Here is a 12775-nt window from a genome sequence, read left to right on the forward strand (position 1 = left end):
AGAAGATAAAAATACTAATAATTATTAATAGCCTTATTGATCAAGTGGTGGTGGGTATTATCAATTTGATATACTGGGTGATATATCTTATCTTTTTGATAAGATTAGAGGAGCTGTGATTTAATCTTAATAAAGTAAGTAGCTGGAGAGTGAAAGTCTGAAGAATTAGATATAAGAGATCAATTTACTAATGTTATTGTGAGGGGATGATCAGAATTAGTATCCACGATCATTTCCTATTTCAGTGTCGATACCAGTTACTTTAATGGTTCCGTCATCATTTGCCAGAACAGAGTAGGTCCCGGAAGCAGTTGTGGAAATGTTACCAGACCAGTGGAGATAAAATTCCAGTTGTGCCTGATCTGCTGTGGTGATAGGTTCAATGAAAGAGAAGAAGCTGAGAAAGGAAAAACGACCACTTACTCCAAGAGAGATCAAATTTAAAGTTGTTTCGCAGTTAATGCTGACTGGTTTAATTGCTTTTGGAGCTGTTTTATATTGGGTTACTTATTTTGTACTTAGATGATTTAATAAACTATTTATTCAGAATCGAAAAGGTATTATAAAAAATAAAACCGGCAAGCTTTTCAACTTGCCGGTTATTTTTGTTTCTTTCGGGCTTTCATGATCACCCCCGTGTATAACGACTGCGTTTTTCCTGCCATCTGCTAAGCAATGAAGTTCGTCTCATCTTGAGCCTCCTTGGTATTTTTGTTTTCTATTTCTCCAGATACTGATCAGGTTTTGCTTTTTCATCTTGCATTTCTCCTTGGGAATCTTGCTTTTCTTTCGTTCCAGCGAGTAACAAAGTTTCTTTCTTTCATTTTCTTGCCTCCACATTATCAATTTCACTGTTTATAAGAGCAATCATCGTGCCAAGCTTAAAATTAGTGTATTAATGCGGTAATACACCTGTGTTATTATGTTGATATATAAGAAGATAAAAATACTAATAATTATTAATAGCCTTATTGATCAAGTGGTGGTGGGTATTATCAATTTGATATACAGGGTGATATATCTTATCTTTTTGATAAGATTAGAGGAGCTGTGATTTAATCTTAATAAAGTAAGTAGCTGGAGAGTGAAAGTCTGAAGAATTAGATATAAGAGATCAATTTACTAATGTTATTGTGAGGAGATGATCAGAATTAGTATCCACGATCATTTCGGCACGAACTGGATTTTCATTATCATTTCCTATCTCAGTGCCAATACCAGTAACATTAATGGTTCCGTCATCATTTGCCAGAACAGAGTAGGTCCCGGAAGCAGTTGTGGTCGTGTTACCAGACCAGTGGAGATAAAATTCCAGTTGTGCCTGATCTTCTGTCGTAATAGTGGGTGCTCCACCGCCCATACTGACTGGAGTCCGCCAGAACCTGAGAGCTTCAGTACCCAGGAAATTAAGGTCAGTTACCAGTAGCTGGCGGTTAGTATTCTGCGACTGGTTTTGAAAGATGAAAATACCAAGAGCTGTCCCCACAGCAACGAGGACAACACTCAGAATAACTAGCAAATTTGATTAGTACCCAATTTAAACTCCCTTTTAGCGAGATAACCAGGTAGATGTATGATAACAGTATAGCAAAATACCTGATGCTGTTTAATAAAGCAGCAAAGAGAACAAGAATATCAGTCAAAATTATGTCAATAAGTTTTTGAACTAAAATAAAATATGAATAAAAAAAGATGATTGTGAGCTTTTACTTTACATGAAATACTGAAAAAGATAAATAGGTATTTAAAGATAAAAAATATTTAAAGGGGTATTGGTGAAGATGGATAAGCTCGATTTACATATCCACACCAGTTATTCTGATGGGGTGTTTTCACCGCGGGAATTGCTGGAGATGCTGCAGCAATACAGCTATGAGCTGATTTCCATAACCGATCACGACACAATCGAAGGATGCATTCAGGGGATGAAACTGGCAGCACATTATGACATTCGGATACTGCCCGGAGTGGAAGTGAGTTCACTCTGCTGGGGTAGAGACGTTCATATACTGGCTTATGGATTTGATGTGAAAAATAAATCATTCAAATCATTTCTGCATGGTATAGAGAAAGGCAGGCTAAAGCGAGCTAAGAAAATCGTAAAACTGCTTGCAGCTTTGGGAATGTCACTTGATTTTCGTGATGTTATCAATCTTACTGGTAAGCTGAACCTGGTAGGCAGACCGCATATTGCCAGGGCATTAATTGATGCAGGCTATTGCCGTGATACCCGTGATGTTTTTGATAATTATATTGGCGAAGGAAAAAGTTGCTATGTGCCCAAACCAGCTCCTGAAGCAGAATTTGTAATTGAAGCGATCAAAAAAGCCGGAGGAGTATCTGTGCTGGCTCATCCCTATATCTACAGGGATGATGATCTGGTGCAGCACCTGATCGATATTGGTATTCAGGGTCTGGAAGTATTTTACAGTCGGCATACTGTTGATGAAACTGCCAGATATAAAAAGATGGCAGATGAACATGGTTTGATAAAAACGGGTGGCAGTGATTTTCACGGGCATGGCTCAGACTTGAATTTTTTTGGTTTTTTCAGTGCTCCATCATCAGTGGCAGAAGATCTGAGTGAATATATTAAGAAGTGCGGGATATGAGTAAATTTCAAGAATATCTGAATATTAACGAAAGGAAGGGATTCCCTCGTTCCTATTGGTTTAACAGATTTATTCGCTGGTTCACGATTATATTCTCCCTCCTGGCAATTGTCTACGCTGGCTGGCTGATTTTTAACAAAGTGGATGCAGATTCATCTGCTTTCACTAAGTTAGTACCTTTTTTAATTATTTTTTTTGCTTTAAATTCTCTACTGCGCAACCTTTTTACACTTAATAGACTTATTTTCCGGCAGGAAGGGATGGAATTTACTTACCTGCTGAAAAGAAATGTGTATATACGCTGGGAAGATTTTGTATCCATTAAACTCACCAAAGCTCGACGAAGGATCCTGGATGTTCATTATAGGGGAAGTGATGGTGAGCTGAAATTGCAGGAGTTAACCATGGCTTTTCCTAATATGCTGGAGATATTGAATGCAATTATTGAAATGGTGCCGCAGGCAGAACTTGATGATTTTGTGGGCAGCATTGCTGTAGCAAAAGAAGAAAAGCGAAAAGCCGAAAATATTAAGGGTCAATCAAAAGACGATAATGCCTAAGGTTTTAATTATCACATACTACTGGCCGCCTGCGGGTGGACCAGGAGTGCAACGGTTACTGAAATTCGTTAAATACCTGCCTGAATTTGGTTGGGAACCAATAGTTCTCACGGTTGATATAGGTAATTTTCCAGCTTATGACCACAGTTTGATCTCCGAAATACCATCTGATGTGAAAGTATATCAAACAAAGAATTATGAACCTGATGTGATTTATAGAAAGTTTACCGGGAAAAAGGAAGATAATATTCCTGTAGCAGTTTTGGCTGCCAGGAAATTGAACTGGAAGATGCGTATTGCCCACTGGATAAGGCTTAATTTATTTGTTCCTGATGCCAAAATCGGCTGGATAGCCTCAGCAGTGAAGACAGCTGGCAGGATTATCAGAGAAGAAAATATTGATCTTATCTATTCCAGTTCTCCTCCTCCAACCACTCATCTCATTGCGCAGAAACTGAAGAAAAAATATAACCTTAAATGGATAGCGGATTTCCGTGATCCCTGGACAAAGATACATTATTATCATAAGGCAAATCGCTGTTTCCTGGCAAAATACCTGGATGAATATCTCGAGAGGAAGGTTTTGCAGGAATGCGATGGTGTGACCACTGCCAGCAGTATGTTTCAGAAGCTGTTGCCGATAGAAGATGGTAAGCCGCGTGAAACGATCACAAATGGCTATGATGATGAAGTGATCAATGCTAAGGTTGAAAAGGGAAAAAACTTTGTCCTCCTGCATGCTGGAGGCATTACATCAAATAGATTCTATTTTGAATTCTTTGAGGGACTTCAAAAATTCCTTGCTGATCATGAAAAAAGAGCAAAAACACAGTTAGTGCTGGTAGGAAAAGTTAATAACGAGATAGTTGATGAGATCAGAAAATATGTTCCGCCAGAGGTTTTGCAGATTAGTGGTTATCAGCCACATAACAAGGCTTTATCGATGATGGGATCAGCCTCAGTGAACCTGATATTTCTGGAGAAGCTGGCAAATTATCAAGGCCATATACCGGGTAAGATCTTTGAATATATCGCTATGCAGCGTCCCGTGCTGGGAGCAGGAGATCCTGAAGGTGATACCGCAAAGATTATAAGGCAAAGTGGTTGTGGAAATGTATTTGCTGCTGGCTCTGACTGGCTGGAAATAATTAATAATGCCTTTGAAAACTGGATGAATAATAATGAAATTAAGGTTGATGATAAGTATATTGAGCAATTTCATCGTCGTCAGCTAACAAATAAACTGGCAGATTTCTTTGGAGAAGTATTATGACGGAAAATAAAAAGATATTTATGTTAAAAAAGTTCCTGCATGATCTGAATACGCCCAGATTGCGTTATCGGATCGCAGATGATGTAAAGGGTAATGAGTTGGGGTATTATTACTTTGTGTTTGATGAGAAACGGGTTTCCAGTGGTAAAGACCAGAAACTTCTTAATCATTTTGATGAAAATGGTATTCCGGTTAATAAGACCTATATAGATGTGGAAGGTGAGGAATATGTCTATTTTCCCATCACAATTGGTCAAATGGGACTGGCGGTATTTCACACCTGGCTGAAAAGAGGTAAGGAAGAAGACAAGGAACGCTTCCTGAAGTACCCGCACTGGTTTGAGACTAATGCCGAAGAAAGTCACAAATATGGTGCCCGATGGCTTACAAATGTGCCACTACCTCAATATCACAATTCTGGTCCCTGGCAATCAGCATTTTCCCAGGCAAGAGCAATAAATATTCTCCTTAGGGGCTATCAGCTTACAGACAACGAAGACTGGGCTGATCTGGCACGGCTGGCACTGACTCCATTTACTTTTCCAGTGGAAGATGGGGGAGTTACCAGTATGATAAAGACAGCGCCATTTTATGAGGAATATCCAGCTGAAGCACCAACAATGGTCTTGAACGGTATGATCTTCGCCTTATTCGGTATCTATGATTATATTAGAGTATTTCCTGACGATAAGCTTGCAGCGGAGCTATTCAATACGGGTATCCAGACCGTGGAGGATATATTACCGATATACGATCTGGGATATTGGAGCAGGTATAATCTCTGCCAGGCAGACTGGTATCCTGAGATCGACCCAGCCACTATTCAATATCAGCGACTTCATATTGCCCAGTTAAAGGTTCTCTATAAAATTACAGAACAACCAGTTTTTCGGAAATATGCCTACCTGTTTCAGAAACAGGACAATATCATCAACGCCCTGCGGATGTATTCTCTAAAATATAAATCCCTGAAGAAGATCAACAGGTTGTAGCTTACCTGAGTAAAAGCATTTTCTTATTGCATCTGATAATACCATCAGTTTTTAAAGAATAAAAATATACCCCACTACCTACTAATCTATTTTTGTTGTTATCCCCTGACCAAGAGACGCTGCCCTGTCTTGTAATTTCTGGATCTAGGACATAGGTTTTTACTTTTTGCCCTTTAATATTATAGATAATGATTTCGGCTTCAATAACTTCTACTAATAAATCGTACTCAATTATTGTAGCTGCTCTGAAGTTAGAATCCAGGAATAAGGGATTAGGATAATTTTGGGATAACTGGTTAGAATAAGGAATCTCATTTTGATCTTCAGATGATGGGACAACAGTAACTTCAATAGGGATAACGATATTTTGAGCTTCAGGATCATTTGTTTGCATAACAAGGTTTGTCTGGTAGGAACCCCCTAAATCAAGCCAGGCAGTATCAACCTGCAGATTGAAAACATTGCTTTCACCACCCTCAACGACCAATGACTCAGTATCGATGCTACTCCAGTCATTAATAGGTGCTTCAGATTGAAAATGATCAACAGCAGGAAATGGAGTAGTGTCAATTCCACTATCTGTTATTTCCTGCCAGTTAAACAGGCTATTAAAAGTCCAGTAAGCAGTGAGATTTTCTGAATCTGGATCAACACTATGATACTGGTGATCAAGAATTTCCAGGGGAGTCAAGTCTCTATCCCAAAAACGCACTTCATCCATCATACCATTAAAGGATGACTTCAAAATTCCACTATATCTGTGCGCTCCAATATCAACATTGTCTACCCCGGAAGTATATCCCCCTGATTCATTATTAATCTCAGTAACCTTTAATAGACCGTCCTGATAGAGATTTATAAAATCTTCGTTAACAGTCACGGCATAATGATGCCAATCACCAAAGGGTGGAGCAGGAGTATTTAATACTGTGCCAGTACTATTAGCACCCTGCAAAGTGAATGAGTTATTACCTGAAATTGTTCTCGTGTGGAAGGTCATGATAGCCCTGTAGTCTTCGGGTTCATTGTCCCTTTGTTCATAGATTGTGTTCGTTTCCCATACATGAAATCCGGGACCATCCATCCGTGCCCAGGCTTCAATGGTGAATTCTTCACCAGTGATAACAGGTTGAGAAAGATTCAGATATCCACTACTAAATAAAGCCCCATTTCTGGAATTATAGAAACCTTCCAGGTGAGCTGAAACGCATAATGTCCCATCTCCAGTATTGCTGATATCAATAGGGAAGCAGTTTATTTCATCTAATTCCGCATCAAAACAGTGTAAAGTGCTATCAACTTCTATTATGGGTGGAAATACTACTATTCCCATTACTGGTATTATGAATGTATTTGAATTAATTGAGTTACTGATAATTGTCAGCGTTGCGCTAAATTCCCCGATTTCATCAATCAGCAAGGTAAGGAGCAGATTTTGTTCATCACCAGGGTCAATCACGATTGGGGAAAAATCTGAAATAAGATTTGGGGATGAACTGACAACTTCTGTAATTTCCAGAGGTGCAGTACCATCATTTTCCATTATCAATTCATAGGTTGCTTCATAATTGCAATAGACTTCACCAAAGTTAATAATATCTTCATCAAAATCTATTAAAGGGGCAGAGACAACTACATTCAAGCCATAGTTCCAAACCAGTCCACCGCTGATGATTTCAAGGTTAAACTGTAATTCTTCCAGAGGGGGATAGTTTTCACTGATACAGAAATTTAATCCAATAATGTTTTCAGCCAATGATCCTGGTAGAATTTCAGTGATCAATATTTCATTATCAATAAATTCAATAAATGAGTTATTTTCGCAACTCATTATTAAATTGATCACTTCAGTGGGTTCATTTCCAATATTCCATAAATCTAATGAAAGAGAAATTGTATCTCCAGGAGTCACAAGTTCCTGCCCGGTTGAATTAATAAAACGATAATCATCGATCACAACCCAGGCAGAATCCTCAGGTACTGGTTGTCCGCTTATCATCAAAGCACTTTGATCACCAAGTTGGGAACCAGTATCAGGATAATCATTATTATAAGTATATTGCAGTCCATGTCTGCCAGTTTGATCTTCAATGCCAATAGTGGCATATTGCCCGTGATTGGCATCATGTATTCCCTCATAATTTCCGGCATTAGTATTATTGAAATCCTTATACTGGAATTTCATAATATTATTACCATTTGAGCTGGGATAATAATCCCTATCATAAATAATTATTTCAAATGTTTCCTGACTGTTGTCCCAGTCATTTCGCAAGCGATCCCACTCGATAATGAAAAAGTGCTCTGCCGGGTTGTAATAATAGTATATACCGCTAATATTATCCGTATTAACCAGGTCATCCCAGAATACAGCAATTATCGGTGAAATTCCACCTTCACCTGGAATAGCCCAGTTCATAAAAGATGCACTTTCAGTGATTCCTGGAGCTACCCAGCCATTTGAACAGACAGTAACACAATCATAATCAAAATCATAATATCGGAAAGTAAAAGGCAGCATAACCGTACAGGAAGCACCCTCATCACCTGAGTCATAAAGAGGCAATTCCGGGCAATCATTGATCTCAATCCAGTCATAAGCAAGTTCTTGATATTCCGAGTCATTTTCATCGTAAAGGCAATACCCGAAAGCATCAGGTCCGGTTGGTTGATCAATACCGGTTTCACCAATACATACCTCCAATTCAATAGATTGCTCAAAACCATCGGGATTGCTCATGCTCAAGATCAAAGTCTCATTATTCCCAGCAATAAATTCCTGGGCAATATCTAATACAATTGAGTTAGTAGATTGATATATCTCTTCTGGCTGAAGATTTTCAAGGGAGATGATATTGTCAGTGATCCACACGATATTACTTGCTGTGCTGAATTCCAGGCTAATATTTGTTAATACATAATCACCCGAATTTGTGATCTCATAATCAAAATATATTTCTTCTCCCGGCTCTGGAATATTATTATTATTATCAGTGAAACTGAAATCAATTAACGAAAATTCGAGAAATGTAACTGGAAGTTGGTATGAATCAGAGAATGAGTAATTATCCGACTGTACGGTGATTCCGATTATTTTTTGTAGATCACTATCAGGATTACATTGATATTCCAATTCAATTCCATCAATCAATACAGTCTCATCTGGCTCAAGCTGTTCAATGAGTATTTCTCCATTAGTAATGATAATTTCTTCTGAATTACTGAACAACGTTATTTCCACTGGAGAAATGGTATAGTCACTATTATTCATTAATTCAAAAGCCAAATTTCCAGTTTCACCTGGCTCAAAACTTCCATTATTTCCATTATCATAAAATGTAAGATCACTAATTGACAGATCATATTCCGAATCAATATAAATTGTATCCTGCCTGGGATAAAAATTATTACCATTCACTGTAAGAATATATTCATCTGAATCCAGGTCAGCTATATCAAAATAGGCAAAGCCATCCTGATCACTGTAACTAAAATGCTGTTCATCATTAGATGCATTATACAGGCAGCAGTACAGATCACAAGCCGGATCAGCATATTCATTTAGTACCTGTATGCCAATATTATTCATGCTGCTGGCATAATGATTTTCACAAGCAATAGATAATTCTCGCGGAAAGCCCTGCCAAACTGCTACTGATGGGTCTCCCATCAGATTATTCCAATATGAAAACTTTGTCGATGATTGATCAGGATTTTGGGGATAATTTAAGAACAAAGACGTTTTTCCTCTTGTATGAGAAGCTCCCATAGTCTGCAATTTGTCCGAAAATAAACCATAAGCTACTCCAGTTACAAAGCAGTTATTGAAGCAGGTATGGGTAGTGATTGTTGCTGTTCCAATTGCTCCAATTGCTCCCCGGGGATTTGATGGTGAGCCGGCTTGTAAAAAAGCTTCACTGCGGCAGCCTTCTGTTCCTGCAAAATCTCCTGTAGCACAGGTACTGATAACTGCAAAAGGAAGCATCATCCCATTGGTTAAATAATTTGCGGTACCGTCATACCAGCCACTCATCCCTCCATAACCGCGATAATTAAAGTAACTCACACCCATATCAACCATTAACCTCATTGCAGGTTGAAACGGATAATCATATAATTCCAGATAATCATATTCTGGATAGTTATGCTCTATCGATTCACGGATATTTATATTGGTATATACACAAGACATACCAGAAGATGTAGGGTCTCCAACCAGTAATGCCCTGCTGAACCAGTCAGGGTTGTCTATATATGGTTCTCGTTCATACATGACAGTTTTATAGACAATTGATTGCCACTGCAATATATTATCAAAGGAGAGCCGGCCAATATGAACATCAGAAATCTGATCTTCTCCAGCCAGAGTAGTGTAGTAATGATCACCTTCTCCGTTGCCAAAATAAGAAGTTGGTATATTATAGTTTCCTCCGGCATCGCCAATAAGGCAGACATATTCAGGGGGGTCTTCCCAGGTATCATAAGCATTCTGGATATAGTCTTTTATTGACTGACTTGAAGGGTTATTAGCAGCATATTGATAAACCTTAAACCCTTTCTGTTTTTTCCATTCCAGTAAATAATCAAATGCCTGCCAGAAAGAAGGTTCATCAGTATCTGGATAAATATAAAGAATATTTGGCTGAGCTGGTTCCACATCTCGCCAGTTTTCACGTTCTGCGAGTTCGGGAAAAAGAGCTATATACATCTTTAAAAATGATTCCGCAGGTCTGTATAGTTCTACTTCCTCCTGGCAATCACCTTCTAAAACAATCTGAAGACTATCTCCAGCTACTAAATTTTCTGCAGGGGATATAGTTAGAATAGAGAACTCAAGATCACGCAATTGCATCACTGAACTGATTTCCACCTCACAATTAGTGCTGCCTGCAGTTATATAATTTTCTCCATTAATCACAGGCAATAATTGATGAAATACACTATCTGATTCCGCCTCAAGAATTATTTTTCCTAAAATAGTCAGACCATTATCGGATTCTGTATGAAAATTGTTCAATTCTGAAACAGAACTGAATAACGCTAATGCTAATGCTAAAAATATAAATAAAGCCAACCTTACTTTCATTACAACCTCCCAAAATACTTATATCTAATCTATTGATTTAATATGATATAAAACTATATTCTACGGAGACTTCCCACAAAGATGATTAACTTGTATGTATATGACAAAACCACGTTATTATCGTCAAGTAAATTATTATTTACTTGGGAAGATAAAATTCTTGAATTAGTAGTTGAGATTTAATTTCTGATGCTAATTAATGGGAATTGGAAGAGATCAAAGTCAATCCTGTAAAGCGGATTAACGGTGACTTTGGTAGATATAATTTGACAACATTTTTTAATATAAAATAGAAGAAGATAAAGGTGTTGTAAGAAATGGATAAAAAAAATAATTATAGAATAGGGATGGTTCTGGATGACAGATTCCCTCCGGATGGCAGAGTAGAGAAGGAAATCAGGAGTCTAACTTCAGCGGGTTTCACTGTTTTTCTGCTATGTTTCAGATTTGGAGATGAAAATGAGGAATCTGATTTCTATGGTGCAAAAATAATCAGGATCAGGATAAATCGCAAACTAAGTCGCAAACTAAGGGCATTAACGAATACAATATTTGATATATATACTGCTTACTGGTGCCGTAATATGGTAGAATTTGTGAAGAAATATAATTTAGAGATATTGCATATCCATGATTTGTATTTAGTGGGCGCAGCGTTGAAAGCAAAAAAGAAGTTAGGGAATGGTGTAAAAGTCTGTGGAGATTTGCATGAGAATTATGCTGATGCATTGAAGTATTACAAATTTTCAAATACTTTTCCGGGAAACATCCTGATTTCAGTTAAAAAATGGCAGCTAACAGAAAAGAAATGGCTTTCGCAGTTGGATAGGGCAGTTGTAGTGGTAGAGGAGATGAAAAACAGGATAGCAGGAGATATTGCTTCTGAACAGGTATTTGTTTGCGAGAATTGTCCAGAGATAGTTTCATTTCAGGGGGAAAAAAATGATAATAAAATTATAGAAAAATATAAGGATAAATTTGTGCTATCCTATATTGGTGCTTTTGACTGGCATCGAGGAATCGATACTCTTCTAAGGGCTATAAGTGAATTAAAAACAATTGAAAATTTAGTAGTTTGTATAGTAGGAACAGGGAAGATAGCTCTTGAGTTGGAAGCTTTAGCAGTTAAACTGGGTATCAGAGAAAAGGTCTATTTTGAAGGATGGCAGCCACCAGATATACTTCCAGATTATTTCCGCATAAGTAATATCGGGATCATACCGCATAAAAAATCAGTTCAGACAGATAATTCCAGCCCGAATAAATTATATCAATACATGTATTATGAAGTTCCAGTAATAGCCACCAATTGTATGTCATTAGAGCGAATATTAAAAGAAACAGGAGCAGGATTGATATATCAAAGTGATAATCATCAGGATCTGACTATTCAGATAAAAAAGCTATTTAATGATGTGGAATTGAGAGAAAATATGAAACTAAAGGGGAAAAGGGCTATTATAGAGAAATATAACTGGGAAACAAGCAGTGAAGGTCTCGTGAAAATGTATAATGATTTAAGTATTACAAGTAAAATTAAGGTAGAGAATTGATACATAAATAACGGATAGAGTATATTTTATATCATTTGAGCTTACTGGTAGGGCTTGATGGAGTAAGAGATTATTTTGTAATTGGTGATGAATCAGAGGTAACTGAGAAGTGCATATATTTTCCATTGAGTAATAATAATCTTGATGAAAAGAAAGTAATCTATCTTGATGATGATATTCCGATATTGTTTCCTGTTAGTGATCTTTTTCGTTATTATAAGCAGGAAGGTGGGATCATAGTATTTGATCATGATCTTCTATCAGGAGCATTTTATCTATTATCAGGTATGCAGGAAAATGGGTTAAATACGGAAAGACCTTTAAACCGTTATTCCTGGCAAAACTCTAAACAGAAGAAATTAAAAATTACAGCAAAAACCAGTGGTAAATTATTCTTTAGAGATAATAATCGAAGCTATTGAGAAGTTTCAAATTCGCTAAATCCTAAATGCCAGCACATTGACTTTAAAGCCATTAGCAGCCAGAAACTCAGCTTCTTTTCGAATTCTTGAGTCACTAGTATATTCATTTTCCAATATTATGCCAATTTTCATTATTACCTCTTTATAACAATTATACTTCTTTGATAAAAAAATATTATCGATTTTATTGCAAGAGATATTATCACCCCCTAATTTTAATAAAATTATTTGGACAATCAACTAGAGAGACTGTTCAATATAAGTAATTGAAAATTAT

Annotated in this window: 9 protein-coding genes; 6 read left to right on the forward strand and 3 right to left on the reverse strand. The window is 37.2% G+C overall.

The annotated features are described in order from the left end of the window. Window positions 1-216 precede the first annotated feature (216 nt). Window positions 217-438, reverse strand: a complete 222-nt coding sequence (locus RAO94_02065; GenBank protein MDP8321116.1) for a hypothetical protein — start codon at window positions 436-438, stop codon at window positions 217-219. A 676-nt stretch (window positions 439-1114) separates the two neighbouring features. After that, window positions 1115-1519, reverse strand: coding sequence for a hypothetical protein (locus tag RAO94_02070; GenBank protein ID MDP8321117.1), 405 nt, complete (start codon window positions 1517-1519; stop codon window positions 1115-1117). A 262-nt stretch (window positions 1520-1781) separates the two neighbouring features. Between RAO94_02070 and RAO94_02075 the strand changes: the two genes are divergently transcribed. Genes RAO94_02075 through RAO94_02090 form a run of 4 tightly spaced genes read left to right on the forward strand, consistent with a single transcriptional unit; the run spans window position 1782 to window position 5437 of the window. Then, window positions 1782-2612, forward strand: coding sequence for a PHP domain-containing protein (locus RAO94_02075; GenBank protein ID MDP8321118.1), 831 nt, complete (start codon window positions 1782-1784; stop codon window positions 2610-2612). After that, window positions 2609-3172, forward strand: coding sequence for a hypothetical protein (locus tag RAO94_02080; GenBank protein MDP8321119.1), 564 nt, complete (start codon window positions 2609-2611; stop codon window positions 3170-3172). The genes RAO94_02075 and RAO94_02080 overlap by 4 nt, the downstream gene beginning before the upstream one ends. Beyond that, window positions 3165-4445 (forward strand): glycosyltransferase family 4 protein, encoded by a 1281-nt coding sequence (locus RAO94_02085; GenBank protein MDP8321120.1) that lies wholly within the window; start codon window positions 3165-3167, stop codon window positions 4443-4445. The genes RAO94_02080 and RAO94_02085 overlap by 8 nt, the downstream gene beginning before the upstream one ends. Beyond that, window positions 4442-5437, forward strand: a complete 996-nt coding sequence (locus RAO94_02090) for a D-glucuronyl C5-epimerase family protein (GenBank protein MDP8321121.1) — start codon at window positions 4442-4444, stop codon at window positions 5435-5437. The genes RAO94_02085 and RAO94_02090 overlap by 4 nt, the downstream gene beginning before the upstream one ends. A gap of 1 nt (window position 5438) precedes the next feature. On the opposite strand, the gene RAO94_02095 is transcribed toward RAO94_02090, so the two are convergent. Next, a complete protein-coding gene (locus RAO94_02095) occupies window positions 5439-10523 on the reverse strand; it encodes a C25 family cysteine peptidase (GenBank protein ID MDP8321122.1) in 5085 nt (1694 codons plus the stop codon). 317 nt (window positions 10524-10840) lie between these two features. Between RAO94_02095 and RAO94_02100 the strand changes: the two genes are divergently transcribed. Continuing rightward, the gene (locus RAO94_02100; protein ID MDP8321123.1) at window positions 10841-12076 is read left to right on the forward strand and encodes a glycosyltransferase family 4 protein; all 1236 of its coding nucleotides are present in this window, start codon (window positions 10841-10843) and stop codon (window positions 12074-12076) included. A gap of 35 nt (window positions 12077-12111) precedes the next feature. After that, a complete protein-coding gene (locus tag RAO94_02105) occupies window positions 12112-12498 on the forward strand; it encodes a hypothetical protein (GenBank protein ID MDP8321124.1) in 387 nt (128 codons plus the stop codon). Window positions 12499-12775 lie beyond the last annotated feature (277 nt).

It is taken from the genome of Candidatus Stygibacter australis, assembly GCA_030765845.1.
Classification (GTDB): Bacteria; Cloacimonadota; Cloacimonadia; order Cloacimonadales; family TCS61; genus Stygibacter; species Stygibacter australis.

Bases quoted from the DNA above. Each gene is read 5' to 3' on its own strand.
- RAO94_02085 (MDP8321120.1), top strand. From the start codon at position 3,165: ATGCCTAAGGTTTTAATTATCACATACTACTGGCCGCCTGCGGGTGGA.
- RAO94_02075 (MDP8321118.1), top strand. From the start codon at position 1,782: ATGGATAAGCTCGATTTACATATCCACACCAGTTATTCTGATGGGGTG.
- RAO94_02080 (MDP8321119.1), top strand. From the start codon at position 2,609: ATGAGTAAATTTCAAGAATATCTGAATATTAACGAAAGGAAGGGATTC.
- RAO94_02100 (MDP8321123.1), top strand. From the start codon at position 10,841: ATGGATAAAAAAAATAATTATAGAATAGGGATGGTTCTGGATGACAGA.
- RAO94_02095 (MDP8321122.1), bottom strand. From the start codon at position 10,523: ATGAAAGTAAGGTTGGCTTTATTTATATTTTTAGCATTAGCATTAGCG.
- RAO94_02090 (MDP8321121.1), top strand. From the start codon at position 4,442: ATGACGGAAAATAAAAAGATATTTATGTTAAAAAAGTTCCTGCATGAT.